Consider the following 15,159-nt stretch of genomic DNA (forward strand, 5'->3'; position numbering starts at 1 on the left):
AAAGGAGTGGCTTGAATGGAGTTTGGGTTGAGAGACAGGGTAGCCTGGGTGACGGCCGCCAGCAAGGGGCTGGGCTTTGCCTCAGCCATGGCCCTCGCCCGGGAAGGATGCGACCTCGCGATTTGCAGCCGCAGCGATGATGCCATAGCCGCCGCGGCCGAACGCATTCGCCGGGAGACCGGCCGGAAGGTGCTCGCGCTGGCGGCCGACGTCACGCGCAAGGAGGACCTGGACCGGTTCGTGGCAGCCGCCCTGAACGAGTACCAGCGGGTCGACGTCGTCGTCTCCAACACGGGCGGGCCGCCCGCCGGCGGCTTCCTCGACTTCGACGACGACGCCTGGGAGGGCGCCTTCCACTCGCTGCTCATGCCGGCCGTGCGACTCAGCAGGGCTGCCATTCCGTCCATGCGGGAGCGGGGCTACGGCCGCCTGATCTACATCACCTCCAGCGGCGTCAAGGAGCCCATTCCGAACCTCATCCTCTCCAACTCGCTGCGGGCTGCCGTCACCAACATGATGAAGAGCCTCGCCCGGGAAGTCGCCCCGTTCGGGATCACGGTGAACACCGTGGCCCCGGGCCGCATTCACACCGACCGGGTCGACTCCCTGGACGAGGGGATGGCCGCCCGGACCGGCAAGACGATCGAGGAAGTGCGCCGCGAGCATTTCGGCCGCATCCCCGCCGGCCGCTACGGCAGGCCGGAGGAGTTCGGCCAGATCGTCGCCTTCCTGGCCAGCGAGGCGGCCGGGTACATCACCGGCTCCGCCATTCAGGTGGACGGGGGCATGAACGCCAGCGTGTAGACTAGTCCAGGCCCAGGATCGCCTCGGCAATGCGCCGGAACAGCGGCGCCGCGTGGGCGCCGCCGGCGCGCCCGTCCTCGATGAAGACCACCACCACGTACTGCGGCTGCCTGGCGGGGAACCAGCCGGCGAACCAGGCATGGGTGACCGGACGGCCGTCCAGCACCGTGTCCGCGGAACCCGACTTGCCGGCCGCACCCACATCCTCCAGCCAGGCCGCCTCGCCCGTCCCGCCGCCGCCGGGAACCACCGCCGCCAGCAGCGCCGCGTGCAGCTCGGCGGCGGTTTCGCGGCTCATCACCCGGCGCGAAGCCTCGGCCCGCGGCCGGAAGATGACCTCGCCGTCGCTCTTCCTCACGCTGGAGACGAGCCTGACGGGATGCAGCGTGCCGCCGTTGGCGATGGCGGTGTAGGCCCTCGCCACCTGCAGAGGGCTGGCCATCAGGCCGCCCTGGCCGAAGCTCAGCTGGGCCACGTCCCCGCCGTAGCGCAGCTCCGGCAGGGGCGCCACCGGCTCATATCCGGGCGGCAGGGCGCCGGTGGGCTCCCCCAGCCCGAAGCGGCGGGCCGCCTCCAGCAGCCGGTCCGCGCCCAGCCGCTCGTACCCGATGCGGATGAACGCGGTGTTGCAAGACCGGGCGATGGCCTCCCGCAGGGTAACCGGCCCCTGCACCGTTCCGGCGACGTTGCGGAAGGTGCGGTCCCCCAGCCGGTAGGCGCCGCTGCACTCGATGACTTCGCCGGGCACGATGGCCCCGGCCTCCAGCGCGGCTGCCGCCACGATGGGCTTGAAGACCGAGCCGGTCTCATACGGCGTGATCGCGCGGTTGCGCAGCTCATCCTCGGTGGCGAAGCGCGCCTGGTCGAAGTTGGGGCGGGAGGCGATGGCCAGGGGCTCGCCCGTGGCCACGTCCATCACCACCACCGCGGCCCGCAGGGGCCCTCCGGAGGGATGGGCCGTCCGGTCCAGTTCCAGCTCCACGGCCGCCTGGATGCGGGCGTCCAGGCTGGTGTGCACGTCGTGCGGCTCCTTTCCGCCCGGGTCGCGGGGCTGTACCACCTGCACCGGAACGTCGAACAGCGGGCCGCCCCGCCCATGGTAGCTGGCCACCAGGTACGGCACGTTCTCTCCCCGCAGGGCCTCGTCGTAGGCCAGCTCAAGGCCCGTCCACCCGCCCGAGGCGTTGGCGAAGCCCACCAGGTGACGGGCGAGTGACCCGGGGCCGTAGCGCCACCCCGTGGGGCCCACCGCGACGCCTGGCAGGCGCCCGTCCGCCGCGTGCTGCTGCGCCCGGGCCGCTGCCGCGGCCGAGAGCCCCTCGATCACCCAGGCCGCCTCGTGGTGCCGCTGCACGTACTCCAGCACCGCGGCGGCCTGCTCTTCGCCCAGGGCCTCGGCCAGCACCGGGGCCACCGCAGCCGGGTCGCCGAACAGCCGGGGAAAGACCGCGAGCCCCCAGGTGGACTGCGGATCGGTGAGCGGCTCGCCGTAGCGGTCGTAGATCATCCCGCGCCGCATCTGCAGCGGCAGCCGCTCGGTGCGCTGGCTGAACACCTGGCGGGTCAGGGCCGGCCCCTGCAGGATCTGCAGCTGGAAGAGCCGCACGCCCAGGGCCGCGAGGCAGAGCAGGGCGCCCACGCTGAGCGCGAAGATCCGCCGAACCATTCGAATACGCACGAAAGAACACCTCGTCTGGAGATGATCTCCCGAGGTGTTCTTCGCTATACATTATGTTCGCACGAGTGCAGGGCCGCCCCCTGCGGCCCGGTGCACGGGGCGCCTCACCGGCCCCTACGGCCCCTGTGCCGCCAGGTTGGCCTCTGCCCGGTCGATGTTCTCCAGATGCTCCTCGTAGGTGGTGGCGAAGTAGTGCTCGCCCGAGCCGTCGTACTTGGCGACGAAGTAGTAGTAATCGTGGGTTTCCGGGTAGAGCACGGCCCGGATGGCCCCCTCGCCCGGCGCGGCGATGGGCCCCGGCGGCAGGCCGGGATACCGGTACGTGTTGTAGGGGGAGTCCACATCCAGGTGCTCGTCCAGCAGGGTCTCGGTCCGGGGCAGCCCCACCGCGTAGTAGACGGTGGGGTCGGCCTGCAGCGGCATGCCCACGGCCAGCCGGTTCAGGAAAACGCCGGCGATGACCGGCTGCTCCGCGGCCACCCGCGCCTCTGTCTCGACGATGGAGGCCAGGGTGATCACCTCGTGCACCGAGAGCCCCAGTTCATCGGCCCGGGCCAGCAGGTCGGCGGTCCAGACGGCCTCGAACCGCTCCGTGAGCATCGCCACCACCTCCTCGGCGGTGATGCCCGCGTGGTACTGGTACGTGGCGGGGAACAGGTACCCTTCCATCGGCTGCTCCAGCGAGGCGTCCTCAGGCAGGTAGGGGTTCTCCCCGGCTGCGGCCGCGACGGCGTCCAGGAAGGCCTGCCGCCCGACCACCTGCGCCTCGTCGAGCAGGTCAGCCATCATCGCCACCGTCAGCCCCTCGGGAATCGTGAAGCGGCGCACGACCACCTCGCCGTTGACCAGCTTCGTCAGGATCTCGTCAGCGGACATGGCGGCCGAAAGCTCGTATCGGCCTGAGAGGATCTGGCCGTCCAGCTCCCGGTAGCGCACGTAGTAGCGGAAGACGGTCGGGTCCTGAATGAGGCCGTGCTCCGCCAGGATTTCCGCGACATCGGTGGTGGTGGCCCCGGCCGGAATCTCCACCTCGACGGCCGCCGCCGCCGGGTCGGCCGGCTCCAGGCGAGCCAGGGCCCAGCGCAGGCCGCCGTAGGCGGCGCCCGCGAGGACGGCGGCCAGTGCAACCAGGGTGAGGACCGCTTGGGCTACCTTCGCTGCATTCGACAAGCGCGTTCATCCTTCCGGCGATAGACTGCATCGCTTGCACTATTCGCCACAAGAAAGAGCCCTCCTGTTCGGAGGGCTCGATGGTGGCTACTTTCCGGACATCTCCTCGAACTCCTCGTCGTCCAGCATTTCCTCCCACGCATCGGCGACCCGGTCGAACTCCTCCTCGGATTCGATCTCGACCAGGACGTCCTCGCCGTCCTCCTCGTCGATGCGCATGATGACCGCCTCGTCCCCCTCCTCGCCGTCTTCGATGGGCAGAAGGATGGCGTAGTCCTTGTCATCGACGGTGATGACCTGAACGATGGAAAACTCGTGCTCGTTGCCTTCCTCGTCCGTCAGAACGATGATCTCGTCTTCGTGCTCATGCCCATGGTCATGGCTCATGGCAATCACTCCGATCCCCAAGATATTCCTCATTCTAATGGAGCCCAGTTACCCTGTCAAACCTTAAGATCCAGAGGAGCGGGATGTCCGGGAATCCAGATATCCCTGCAGGATGACGGCGGCGGCCATCTTGTCGATGACCTTGCGCCGCCGGGCCCGGCTGACGTCGGCCTCCAGCAGCACCCGCTCCGCCGCCACGGTGGAGAGCCGCTCGTCCCAGGCCTCCACCGGCAGGCCGCTGTGCTCGGCGAGGCGCTGCATAAACTCCCGGGTCAGCTCGGAGCGCGGCCCGTAGCTGCCGTTCATGTTCCGGGGCATGCCCACCACCCACCGGGCGACGTCGTACTGGCGTGCGATCTCGCCCAGGCGGGCGAGGTCCTCCTCCGGCGACCGGCGTCGGATGACCTCCAGCCCCTGCGCCGTGAGGCCCAGTTCATCGGACACGGCGACACCGATGGTCCTGTCGCCGACATCCAGCCCGCCGATGCGCATCACTCTTCACCTCGGTTCTTCAGCTCCGCTCCCCTGCGCGGCGCGAGCAACTGCGCCAGGGCCACACCGCTCAGGAAGCCGTTGATGTGCGCCCAGAAGGCGACCGTCTGGGTCAGGTCGTGCAGCCAGATCGGCGCCAGGCCGCTGGCCAGCTGGACCAGGAACCAGAGGCCCAGGAAGACCCAGGCCGGCACCCGGACGGCCGGGACGAGGGCCCCGATGGGCACCAGGGCCAGCACCCGCGCCCGCGGGAAGCTGAGGATGTAGCCGCCCAGCACGCCGGCCACGGCGCCCGAGGCGCCGATCGTCGGGATCGGCGAGGTCGGGTTGGCCACCGCGTGCGCAATGTTCGCCAGGGCGACGCACAGCATGTAGAACAGCAGGTAGCGCCCGTGGCCCAGGCGGTCCTCCATGTTGTCGCCGAAGATCCAGAGGTAGAGCATGTTGCCCAGCACGTGCCCCCAGGAGCCGTGCAGGAAGGCCGAGGTGAACAGGGTCACCAGCGGCCAGCCCCCGGTGGCCGCCCAGGCAGCCGGGCTGAGCAGGGCCGTCGGCCGCAGGGCGAAGTTGCCGACCAGCCACTGCCCCGTCGCGGGGCTTCCCACCTCCAGGAGGAAGATGGCCAGATTCAGGGCGATGAGCGCCCAGTTGACCCACGGACGGCTGCGGACCGCGGGACTGTCACGCAGTGGCAGGACCAAGACCAATTCCCCCCGGAGTGTACCGCGCTGGAGCCGACTTGGCAATAGCATATCTCATCCGCCGGTGAATCACTCTAAGGGCAGTCAGAAATCCCGGAGGTGTATCCGTTGCGTCTGCGCGACCTGATGACGACCGACGTGCGCACCTGCACGCCGGACACGCCCCTGTCTGAAGTGGCCCGCATCATGGAGGAGGTGGACTGCGGCTTCGTGCCCGTCGTCGACGGCGGCCGGCTGGCCGGGGTGATCACCGACCGCGACATCGTCCTGCGGGCCGTGGCCAAGAACCGCGATATTCGCACCACCACCGCGCGGGACTGCATGACCAGCCCCGCCATCACCGCCGGCCCGGAGACAGACGCCCACGAGGCGGCCGACATGATGGCGGAGAAGCAGATTCGCCGGCTCTGCGTGGTCGACAGCGGCCGCCTGGTGGGCGTGGTGGCCCTGGGGGATATGGCCACAGAGCAGATCCACGTCAACGAAGCCGGAGAGGCCCTCTCCTCCATTTCCGAACCGACGCCGCCCCGCGCGCACTAGGGCTGGAGCGGCACAGGCGCCCGGGACGCCCCCGCCGTTTTCGGGGGCGCCCTGCCGCGTTATGTCACCTGCCGCCTCCCGGAGACATACCATAGCCTGGGGCCGGGTCTGACCCGGGTCCCACTTGAAACGCGGGGAGGCAGGCCTCGATGGGCTTCTGGCACAGCCACTGTCACTGCAAGGATGACCACCACGACCGGAAGCGCCGCCGTCATCACTGCGATTGCGGCCACGACTGGGACTGGGACTGGGACGACGACTGCGACCACAGGAAGCGCCGTCACGACTGCGACAGAAAGCACCGGTGCGACTGGGACGATGACTGGGATTGGGTTTTGGACTGCGACCGCGGCCGCAGGAAGCGCCGGCGCAGGTGCTGCGACGACTTCGACGACCACGACTGCTGCCACCGGTGCCACCGCTGCCGGCGCCACTGCCGCTGCCGGCACGACGACAGGCATCACGACGACTGCAAGAAGCGCTCCAAGAGCGTCCATCCCATCATCGTACACGGGCACTGCGGCGCGAAGCGGTTCATCTTCGCGTAGAACCAGACCCATCTCCGCGCACCGAACGCGGGGCGCCCACGTGGGCGCCCCGCGCTGTCTCTACGAAAAGATAGACTTATTCCTCCAGCTTCTCCAGGTAGCTGCGTACCAGTTCCTCCAGAAGTTCGTCGCGCTCGATGCGACGGATCAGGTTTCGTGCACCCATATGACTGGTAATGTAGGTCGGATCCCCGGAAAGCAGGTAGCCGACGATCTGGTCGATGGGGCTGTAGCCCTTCTCTTTCAGTGCCGCGTACACCTTTTGCAGCACCTCACCCGGGTTCCGGTCTTCCGGCCTGTTCCGCCAGTATACGGTCTTGTCGCTGGTTCCTGGCATGGGAACACCGCCTTCCTACAGGATGGACCCGCGCCGAATGCCTGTGCTTTAGATGCGTATTCTCTCTCGGAGGACCTGAATCCTCTTGCGGCCGGGGGGCAGGGCTTCCGCTGCGGTCCGGGGCTTGCGCTAGTCTCCTCCGTCCGGTCGCTGCCTATTCGCGGGCCGTCGCCGCCCGCTCCTGCTCCCGGGCGAAGAACTCCCGCCGGGTGATGCCCATCACGAGGATGTCGTGGCAGCGGCTGCCCCGGCGCAGGGCCTGGCGCCGGACCCCCTCGTGCACGAACCCCGCCTTCTCGTAGCTGCGGATGGCACGCTTGTTGAAGTCGAACACGTGCAGTTCGACCCGGTGCAGGTCCATGGGACCGAAGGCTTCCCGCAACACGAGCCGCAGGGCGTCCGTGCCGTAGCCCCGGCCCCAGCAGCTCCGGTCGCCGATGAAGATGGTCAGCATGGCCGACCGGTTCCGCTCGCTGACCCGCCAGAGCCGCACCACGCCGATGAAGCGTTCACGCTCATCCACGATGGCCCACTCCGGGCGGGGCACGAGTTGGTTGAGCCACAAGTTCAGGGCCAGGAGCGCGGGGCCGGGAACCGGCCCCGACTTCTCCTCGTACAGCAGGTGGGCGACCTCTGGGTCGGTCATGAACCGGTACAGCGTACCGGCGTCCCGGGGACGAAGGGGACGGATTCCCGCCTTCTCGCCCCAGATCACACCCGCCATGCTCCTTCCTCCTCGCGGGGCCGCGTTAGAGGCCGAGCTGCCCGCCCAGCAGGCGAGGAACGGCATTCAGGGCCTCGCCCAGCCGCTCCGGGTTCTTGCCGCCGGCGGTCGCCATATCCGGCCGGCCGCCGCCGCCACCGCCGCAGATCTGGGCAACCTCCTTGATCAGCTTGCCCGCATGCACCCGGCCCGCCAGGTCCTTCGTCACGGCGGCGACCAGGTTCACCTTGCCCTCGCCGGTGACCGCCCCGAGGACGACCACCCCCGAGCCCAGCCTGGCGCGGATCGTATCTGTCATGTTCCGCAGGTCATCCATGGTGGCCACCGGCGCGGTGCCGGCGACGACCTTGATGCCGCCGACCTCCTGTGCCCGCTCCACCAGGCTGTCGACCTCGCCGGCGGCGAGCTTCGCCCGGAGCCGCTCCAGTTCCTTCTCCAGCTCCTTCACGCGGCTCCTGAGTTGCTCCTGCACCTCAACCGCCCTGACCCGCTCCTCCTCCAGGTGCCGGATCACGCCGGCGCCCGTGGCCGCCTCGATGCGGCGCACGCCGCCGCCGATGCCCGACTCCGAGAGGATCCTGAAGTACTGAACCTCGCTGGTATTACTGACGTGGCAGCCGCCGCAGAGTTCCCGGGACCAGCCGTCCCCCACCGAAACGACCCGCACCACGTCGCCGTACTTCTCGCCGAACAGGGCCATCGCGCCGAGGGCCTTCGCCTCGTCGAGGGGCATCTCGGTCCAGGTGACCGCCTCCGCGGCCTCGATCTCGGCGTTCACCATCTCTTCCACCGCGGCGATCTCCTCGGGCGTCATCGGGCCGGTGTGGGTGAAGTCGAAGCGCAGCCGGTCCGGCGCGACCAGCGACCCCGCCTGCTGCACGTGGGCCCCCAGCACTTCACGCAGGGCCTTGTGGAGCAGGTGCGTGGCGGTGTGGTTCTTCTGCGTGTCCTTCCGCTTCCGGGCATCCACCCGGGCGGTGACCTGCTGGCCCACCTCCAGGAAGCCCTGCTGCACGGTGCCGTAGTGCAGGTGGTGGCCGGAGGGCAGCTTGCGGCAGTCCTCCACCTCCACCAGCAGCCCCTGGGCCGCGATCTGCCCCGTGTCGCCCACCTGACCGCCGCCCTCGGCGTAGAACGGGGTACGGTCGAGCACGATCACCACGGACGAGCCCTCGCCCGCCCCGGTGGGGTTCCCCTCTTCGTCGAACACGGCCAGCACCCGGCCCCTGGCCGCCAGCTCGGTGTAGCCCAGGAACTCCGTGGGCGCCACGCCCTCCAGGTGCCCCGCGATGCGGGTCTGGGCCTCGGTCACGTACGAGACGTCGCGGGCCGCCCGGGCCCTGGCCTTCTGCTCGGCCATGGCGGCGTTGTAGCCCTCCTCGTCGACCGTGAAGCCCTGCTCACGGGCGACGTCCCGCACAATGTCCAGCGGGAAGCCGTAGGTGTCGTACAGCACGAAGGCATCCTGCCCGGAGATAACGGTCTCGCCCTTCTGGCGCATCTGGCGCAGGATCTCCTCCAGCCTGGCCATGCCCTGCTCCAGGGTGCGCAGGAACCGCTCCTCCTCCCGGCGCAGCTCGTCCTGTATCGCGGGCAGCTGGTCCCGCACCTCGGGATAGGCGTCGCCCATCACGCCGGCCACCGCTTCGGCCACCTTCCAGATGAAGGGCTCGGTGAAGCCGAGACTGCGGCCGAACCGCACCGCCCGGCGGAGGATGCGGCGCATCACATAACCGCGGCCCTCGTTGCTGAAGCGCACCCCGTCCGCGATGAGGAAGGTGCAGCAGCGGGCGTGGTCGGCGATCACCCGGAAGGGCACCGCTTCGGGCCCGTCGCCGTACGTCTTGCCGGACAGCTCGCTGATGCGGGCGAAAATGGGCTTCCAGAGGTCGATCTCCCAGTTGGACCAGACCTCCTGCATGATCGTGGCCATCCGCTCCAGGCCGAGGCCGGTATCCACGCCGGTCCGCTCCAGCGGCTCCAGCCCCTCCGCGGTCTGATTGTACTGCATGAAAACGCAGTTCCAGAACTCACGCCACCGGTCGCAGCCGCAGGTGTCGATGGCGCAGCCGTCGGGGTGGTCGCAGGCGTACTCGGGCCCCATGTCCCAGAAGATCTCCGAGCAGGGGCCGCAGGGGCCGGTGTCGCCCATGCGCCAGAAGTTGTCCTCCTCCCCCATGCGCACGATGCGGTCGGCCGGCACGCCCACCGTCTTATGCCAGGCGTCGAATGCCTCTTCGTCGTCCTTGTAGATGGTGACCCAGAGCCGGTCGGTCGGCAGGCCCAGCCACTCGGGGCTGGTGATGAACTCCCAGGCGTAGGCCAGAGCCTCCTTCTTGAAGTAGTCGCCGAAGCTGAAGTTGCCCATCATCTCGAAGAAGGTGTGGTGTCGGGCCGTGAAGCCGACCTCCTCCAGGTCGTTGTGCTTCCCGCCGGCGCGCACGCACTTCTGCGCGGTGACCGCCCGGGTGTAGTCGCGCTTCTCCAGGCCCAGGAAGGTGTCCTTGAACTGGTTCATCCCGGCGTTGGTGAAGAGGAGCGTGGGATCGTTGTGCGGCACCAGGGACGAGCTGGGAACGTGGGTGTGTCCCTTGGACTTGAAGAACTCGATGAATGCCGTGCGGATCTCGCTGCCCGTCATGTACTTGGGCATGGTGTGGAAAACCCCCCTTGAAAACTGAGAACCCCCGCCCCCGACGCTGAGGAAGCGTCAGGGGCGAGGGCTTTCTGCCGTCGCGGTACCACCCTGCTTGACCGCCGAAGGCGCGGCGGCCATCTCTCTCCAGTGATATCGGCATGGCGGCCGTCCCAGCCTACCGCGGATGCTCCGCCTCGGTGGGCCCCTCAGGGGTGGCTGCGGAATCCCGCCTGCGCAGGCGCCCTTTCAGCCGGCGGGGCGCCCTCTCTGAAGCGTGGCTGCTGGGACCCGTCTTCCCCGTCCTCGGGTTGGACTACCAGGGATTATACAGACGTGCGTAGGGGGCTGTCAAGGCGGCTGGGGGCGCTGCTGCCCTGAGCGGATACCGGCTGTTCGCAGTCGCTGGTGCCGCCCGGGCGGGTACAGGCTGTTCGCACTGGCTGGTGCCGGTGGAGCGGCAGCCGGGGCCGGGGGTCATGTGGTGGACTAGTCGGTCACCACCAGTCAAACCGAACACGAGCAAGTGCTGGGACGAGGTGGGTGGGTCCTGCGCCTCCCACGCCGGTGCCTCTCACGCCGGATGATGACTCCGTAACCTGAGAGGCAGTTCCGCCGTTGGGATAGGTGAAGGCGCCCAGGTCAGGCGGGAAGGGTACCCGTCCTGGGCGGGAGGATGCACGGCAGCCTCCGGTGAGCGGTCACATTCGCTGGGAGGAGGTTCGAACGATGTTCCGTCGTCTGAGGGTACTGATTCCGCTGATTCTGGTGGCAGCAGTTGGATGTTCCGCTTCGCCGGGATCCTCGTCGGCTCCTGAGGGCCCGACACCCGTCCCGGGCGGATCGCAGCCCTTTGCAGGTGAGCTCGCGGGCATCAGCTTCAAGAACGGTCCGATGGAGGCGGCAGATTTCCAGTGCCCGCCCGATCTGCCTGTGCACGAGATCGCGCCGGCGGAGACGGACACACCGCTGGTCTTCGAGCCGGCATTTCTCGAACCCGAGTTCCAGGTGGAGCGGACCTCCGGCGTGGCGGTCTGCGGCGACCGCCCGATCTCGTTTGCCATCACGGCGGTCAGGAACGGCGAGGATCGGCCGGCCACACTCACCATATCCCGGTACGCCTCGTTCGTCGCCAGCAGCCAGGGTGAACCTCCCGACGCATTCCAGGAGGTGACGGTGGGCGGCAGAACGGCCGTGCTGATCAGGCAGACGCATCACGCCTCCGCCGCGCCGGACGGGGAGCACCTCGTCTGGCGGCTCGTCATCCCCGAGGATTTCGGCATGACGGTGATCCAGGCCGAGGGGCTCAACCGCGAGGAACTGCTCGACGTGGCCGCCCGACTGGCGGAGGAAGAAGTCACATCGGCAGCGGAACAACTCGAACGGCTCAGGGCCCGGAACCGGGAGCTGGAAACCCTGGTCGCGGAACTCGACGCCAAGGTGAAGGAACTGGAATTCCGCAACCGATATCTGGCGGAGCGGCTCTCCCCCGAGGATCGCGTGGTTGATCTGATCAACCCCAACTACCCGCCTGCCGTGGGTGGCGAGCCGGGGTGGGAGTACCACCAGACGCTGACCGCCGATCTGGACGGCGACGGCGTCGACGAGCGGGTCTCGGTGACCACCAACGCCTTCTGGATGCCGGACGAGAAGGAGTTCGGCTGGGACGACGGGCACCCGTGGCACGTCTACGTGGAGGAACCCGACGGCACGCGGACCTATCTCTTCTCCAACTGGGTGCAGCTGGGGCGGCTGGACGTGATCCTGGACCGGGAGGGCCCGGGACTGTTCATCGTCTACTGGCGGGCCGGCGGTCTGGTCATCTATCGTGCGACTTACCAGGGACCGGACCAGTTCAGGACGGTGCTGAGCTTCGAGATCCCGCTCAGCGACTTCGCCACGTGGGCGGACATCACGATGTTCTTCGACTGAGGGGGATACGTGGATACAGGCAGGCCCATGCACCCCACCGGACATCTCACTAGAAACGACAAGAGGGAGACGCGATGATGGAGTCTCCCTCTTCTCGTGCCCGGTTCGCCGCTCGCCGTGCCGCCGTCAAGCCCCCGCACCGAGGCGACCCGCCCTTCGAACAGGCGTGCCGCGTAGGGATGCCGGACGTCCACGAGGAAGGTGTCGCCGAGGACCCACTCGTCGTCGATGTGTATGCATTCCGTCAGGACCCAGTGGTCGCCTTCGCGGCCGCTCACGAAGCCCACAACGCCCAGTTCGTAAGGCCCGTCATCGAGAACAGGTTCGATCACGATCTCTTCCTGCGTCACCGGGGGAGCCCACAGTTCCAAGGGGATGGCGTAATCGTTCCGCCGGGGCGCCGCGGTCGCCTGATCCGCCGCCCCCGCCTCGTCCGCCGCCGGCCAGGTCTGCGCGTCCTGTGGCTGCGGAGTTAACCGCTGCCCCTCCCGGTCCGGCACGTCCGAAGCCAGCGCAGACTTGCCCGACCGGGAGAGGCTGGTAATGCAGGCGTATTCGTGGCGCAGTGTCCAATTATCCGTAATAAGCCGGTTTTCTGTGCTATACTTGGACCTGTGCTGCCGGCCGTCTGCGGAGGTGGCTGGCTCTATGCAGTCTATCCTGACTGCCTGAGGGGGTCTATCCAGTCAAACGCTACCGAGGGGCAGCGGCCCGCCCCTTCGCCGGGTGGTTCAGCCGATTCGTGTACGTTGGACTGACTGTGGCACTTGTCCTGCTGATCGCTGCGAGCCTCGTCAGCGCCATCCTGGACGAAAGGGGCTCCGCAACCGGGCAGCCTGTCTGTCAGGTGGGGGCACATGAAATACCTTGCCGGATCGTTCCAGAAGTCGGAACGGCTCCTGATTCGCCACATGGAACCCACGGCCACTCTGGTGCTAAATGAGACGTGGACGCTGCCCGTGGGGAACTGAGCCTTCCCTTTCCTCGGCGCCTTCGCAGAAGAAGGCGCCGAATTCTGTAACGAACTGCCCCGCTGCGGTACTAACTTCACGGACGGAGGTGAGCGGCGGCAGTGGCAGAACGGCTGGAGGACCTGTACACAGAGCTGCACGGCCCCATCTATCGCTTCCTGGCCGCCCTCACCGGCGATGCGGACCTGGCGGAGGAGCTGACCCAGGAGACGTTTCTGCAGGCCATCCTCTCTCTCCCCCGGTTCCGCCGGGAGAGCAGCGCAGCCACCTGGCTCTACGCGATCGCCCGGAACCAGTACCGCAAGCGCCTGGCCCAAGAGAGCCGAAGGCCGCCGCCGGAGCCACCCGGCGCCCCGTTTCCGACCCCCGACGAGGTCGCGGTGGCGAGCGACGAGCGCAGCCGCCTGGCCCGGGCCCTGGCGGCCCTGCCCGAGGCGTACCGGGAAGCTCTGGTGCTGCGGGAGTATCAGGAGCTGAGTTACGCCCAGGTCGGCCAGGTGCTGGGCCGGTCGGAGACCTGGGCCCGGGTCACCTGCTTCCGGGCGCGCCGGATGCTGAAGGAAGCCTACCTGACGCTGGAAGGGGGGCATGCCCGTTGAGGATCGATCTCTGTGCGTTGACCGAGGACCTGCTCCCGCTCTACGCCGACGACCTGCTCTCGCCGGCCACGCGGCTGCTGCTGGAGCAGCACGCCCAAGCCTGCCCCACCTGCCGGGCACGGCTGCGTGAGGCGGCGGCGCCGCAGCCCCCGCCCGCCCCGCCGGAAGAGTCCAGGCTGGAGCAGCCCGCCCGCGCGTTCTTCGGGCGGCTTCAGCGCATCCTGTTTGCCGGGCTGTCCGCGGTCGTGGCGCTGCTGGTCGTCACGGGCAGTCTGAGCTACGTCCTGGGCCGCCGGACCACTGCGGACCAGAAGCGGATTCCGGCACGGGTGTCAAGCGCCGAAGAGGTCGCCGGGCGGGCCATTCCGGGCTGGGAGCGGGCCGTCGCCCACGGGCTCGTTGTGGACGTCGGGGTCACGGAGCGGATCCCGCGCACAGACGCCACGCTCACTGTGGAGAAGGCCTGGTACAGCGGGCAGCAGGTCTACGTCCTTTACACCGTCTCCACCCCCCACAACGAATACTGGATCCCGATCGAGGCGTTTCTCCGCAACGAAAGTGCGGACCGAATCCTGAGGCATGGCGGCACGAACTGGAGCCACCTCGCCACATGGGGCGGTCTCTCGCCAGAGGGCTTCCACTCCGTGCTGATCTTCAACCCGATCGAGCCGGAGCCCGACCTGCACCACCTGGAGCTGGTCCTCCGGCAGTGGTTGCGGGTCGATCCCAAATCCGGCCCGCAGTCGACGGGCGCTGGAGCGACTTTCTGGGAAGACCTCCGGATCCGCCTCCCCTGGGATGAAAGTTACCTCACCGAACCTGCGCCCGAGGTCATCCCGTGGCCGCAGCAGCACACCTGGCTCGGGCGCACCCTCGCCCTGGACTCGCTGGAGGTGGGCATCGGCCAAGCAAGGCTGACAGGCGTGATCACGCTCCCGGAGGGAGAACGGGACCCTGTGCTGACGGCCGCCCTCGTCATCGGCGGTCAGGAACTGACCGGAGGCTGGCAGGCGACGGAGCCCACAGAGGAACCTGGGCGCTACCGCTTCACCATCACCTACGACGGCCCGAACCAGTGGCCGGCCCCGGTGGAGCTGCGGCTGCAGGGGATCACGTTCCTGACGGATCAGGCGCTGGAGTGGCCGGTGAACTGGGCCAAGTACCGGGAGCGGACGTCCTCCCGGGACGGGGAGATGGATCCCGAGCACCAGGTGAGCCTACCGTTTTACGACAGCGAACTGGTGGCGCGATTCGCCACCGACAGCGGCATCGGCATTGAGCAGCGCACGCCCAGGCGGGAGCCGCCGTACGTGCAGTCCGCCCTCCGGATGGGCGGACGCCTGCCGCTGGAGACGGCTGAGCCCGGCGAACCGCCGGCTCTGGGCCCGGGGTTCGAGATCGAAAACGACGCCCGCGAGGTGATGACCAACCTCGGCGGGGCCGCGGGCCCCGACGACATCCGGGCGAACGAGGTGCGGACCCGGGTCTGGGCCATGTGGTGGAACGAACTGCCTGAGTCCTTCCGCCAGTCCGAGCGGCTGATCGTCCGGTATGTGGAGCCATCGGCCTTTCTGGTGCTCGACGAGACGTGGACGCTGTCCGCGGGGCAGTAACCGGGCTCTTCTGTGGCGACTCCAACTG

General features: G+C 68.4%; 15 protein-coding genes. 6 read left to right on the forward strand and 9 right to left on the reverse strand.

The features are described 5' to 3' along the window. Positions 1-15: 15 nt before the first annotated feature. Positions 16-804 (forward strand): SDR family oxidoreductase, encoded by a 789-nt coding sequence (locus tag ACZ45O_RS06455; RefSeq protein ID WP_464856686.1) that lies wholly within the window; start codon positions 16-18, stop codon positions 802-804. 1 nt (position 805) lies between these two features. Here the strand turns inward: ACZ45O_RS06455 and ACZ45O_RS06460 are convergent, their stop codons facing one another. From ACZ45O_RS06460 to ACZ45O_RS06480, 5 genes are all read right to left on the reverse strand, one after another. Beyond that, positions 806-2,482, reverse strand: coding sequence for a peptidoglycan D,D-transpeptidase FtsI family protein (locus ACZ45O_RS06460; RefSeq protein ID WP_464856688.1), 1,677 nt, complete (start codon positions 2,480-2,482; stop codon positions 806-808). 114 nt (positions 2,483-2,596) lie between these two features. Further along, a complete protein-coding gene (gene mltG, locus ACZ45O_RS06465; RefSeq protein WP_464856690.1) occupies positions 2,597-3,652 on the reverse strand; it encodes an endolytic transglycosylase MltG in 1,056 nt (351 codons plus the stop codon). A gap of 87 nt (positions 3,653-3,739) precedes the next feature. Then, positions 3,740-4,039 (reverse strand): DUF1292 domain-containing protein, encoded by a 300-nt coding sequence (locus tag ACZ45O_RS06470; RefSeq protein WP_464856692.1) that lies wholly within the window; start codon positions 4,037-4,039, stop codon positions 3,740-3,742. Positions 4,040-4,102: 63 nt separating this feature from the next. Then, positions 4,103-4,531, reverse strand: a complete 429-nt coding sequence (ruvX, locus tag ACZ45O_RS06475; RefSeq protein WP_464856694.1) for a Holliday junction resolvase RuvX — start codon at positions 4,529-4,531, stop codon at positions 4,103-4,105. Continuing rightward, on the reverse strand, positions 4,531-5,232 hold the full coding sequence (locus ACZ45O_RS06480) for a rhomboid family intramembrane serine protease (protein WP_464856696.1): 702 nt from the start codon (positions 5,230-5,232) through the stop codon (positions 4,531-4,533). The genes ruvX and ACZ45O_RS06480 overlap by 1 nt, the downstream gene beginning before the upstream one ends. Before the next feature lie 108 nt (positions 5,233-5,340). Between ACZ45O_RS06480 and ACZ45O_RS06485 the strand changes: the two genes are divergently transcribed. After that, a complete protein-coding gene (locus tag ACZ45O_RS06485; RefSeq protein WP_464856698.1) occupies positions 5,341-5,772 on the forward strand; it encodes a CBS domain-containing protein in 432 nt (143 codons plus the stop codon). Between the two features lie 149 nt (positions 5,773-5,921). Continuing rightward, on the forward strand, positions 5,922-6,320 hold the full coding sequence (locus tag ACZ45O_RS06490; protein ID WP_464856700.1) for a hypothetical protein: 399 nt from the start codon (positions 5,922-5,924) through the stop codon (positions 6,318-6,320). Positions 6,321-6,396: 76 nt separating this feature from the next. On the opposite strand, the gene ACZ45O_RS06495 is transcribed toward ACZ45O_RS06490, so the two are convergent. From ACZ45O_RS06495 to alaS, 3 genes are all read right to left on the reverse strand, one after another. Continuing rightward, entirely contained in the window at positions 6,397-6,657 is a 261-nt protein-coding gene (locus ACZ45O_RS06495) for an IreB family regulatory phosphoprotein (protein ID WP_464856702.1), read from the reverse strand. A 154-nt stretch (positions 6,658-6,811) separates the two neighbouring features. Beyond that, complete coding sequence (locus ACZ45O_RS06500; protein WP_464856704.1) at positions 6,812-7,381, reverse strand: GNAT family N-acetyltransferase; 570 nt, start codon at positions 7,379-7,381, stop codon at positions 6,812-6,814. Between the two features lie 25 nt (positions 7,382-7,406). Then, complete coding sequence (gene alaS, locus ACZ45O_RS06505) at positions 7,407-10,022, reverse strand: alanine--tRNA ligase (protein ID WP_464857684.1); 2,616 nt, start codon at positions 10,020-10,022, stop codon at positions 7,407-7,409. A gap of 888 nt (positions 10,023-10,910) precedes the next feature. On the opposite strand from alaS, the gene ACZ45O_RS06510 reads away from it, so the two are divergent. Continuing rightward, positions 10,911-11,948 (forward strand): cell division protein ZapB, encoded by a 1,038-nt coding sequence (locus ACZ45O_RS06510; protein ID WP_464856706.1) that lies wholly within the window; start codon positions 10,911-10,913, stop codon positions 11,946-11,948. Here the strand turns inward: ACZ45O_RS06510 and ACZ45O_RS06515 are convergent. Next, the gene (locus tag ACZ45O_RS06515) at positions 11,852-12,448 is read right to left on the reverse strand and encodes a hypothetical protein (protein ID WP_464856708.1); all 597 of its coding nucleotides are present in this window, start codon (positions 12,446-12,448) and stop codon (positions 11,852-11,854) included. The genes ACZ45O_RS06510 and ACZ45O_RS06515 overlap by 97 nt on opposite strands. Positions 12,449-13,020: 572 nt before the next feature. On the opposite strand from ACZ45O_RS06515, the gene ACZ45O_RS06520 reads away from it, so the two are divergent. Then, complete coding sequence (locus ACZ45O_RS06520; RefSeq protein ID WP_464856710.1) at positions 13,021-13,518, forward strand: RNA polymerase sigma factor; 498 nt, start codon at positions 13,021-13,023, stop codon at positions 13,516-13,518. After that, positions 13,515-15,131, forward strand: coding sequence for a zf-HC2 domain-containing protein (locus ACZ45O_RS06525; protein WP_464856712.1), 1,617 nt, complete (start codon positions 13,515-13,517; stop codon positions 15,129-15,131). Before ACZ45O_RS06520 ends, ACZ45O_RS06525 begins: the two co-directional genes overlap by 4 nt. The last annotated feature ends 28 nt before the right edge of the window (positions 15,132-15,159 follow it).

This window comes from Symbiobacterium turbinis, from assembly GCF_055383075.1.

Excerpts from the sequence above, each read along its gene's own strand:
- ACZ45O_RS06455 (WP_464856686.1), top strand. The coding sequence starts at position 16 with ATGGAGTTTGGGTTGAGAGACAGGGTAGCCTGGGTGACGGCCGCCAGC.
- ACZ45O_RS06470 (WP_464856692.1), bottom strand. The coding sequence starts at position 4,039 with ATGAGCCATGACCATGGGCATGAGCACGAAGACGAGATCATCGTTCTG.
- ruvX (WP_464856694.1), bottom strand. The coding sequence starts at position 4,531 with ATGCGCATCGGCGGGCTGGATGTCGGCGACAGGACCATCGGTGTCGCC.
- ACZ45O_RS06490 (WP_464856700.1), top strand. The coding sequence starts at position 5,922 with ATGGGCTTCTGGCACAGCCACTGTCACTGCAAGGATGACCACCACGAC.
- ACZ45O_RS06495 (WP_464856702.1), bottom strand. The coding sequence starts at position 6,657 with ATGCCAGGAACCAGCGACAAGACCGTATACTGGCGGAACAGGCCGGAA.
- ACZ45O_RS06500 (WP_464856704.1), bottom strand. The coding sequence starts at position 7,381 with ATGGCGGGTGTGATCTGGGGCGAGAAGGCGGGAATCCGTCCCCTTCGT.
- alaS (WP_464857684.1), bottom strand. The coding sequence starts at position 10,022 with ATGACGGGCAGCGAGATCCGCACGGCATTCATCGAGTTCTTCAAGTCC.
- ACZ45O_RS06510 (WP_464856706.1), top strand. The coding sequence starts at position 10,911 with ATGGAGGCGGCAGATTTCCAGTGCCCGCCCGATCTGCCTGTGCACGAG.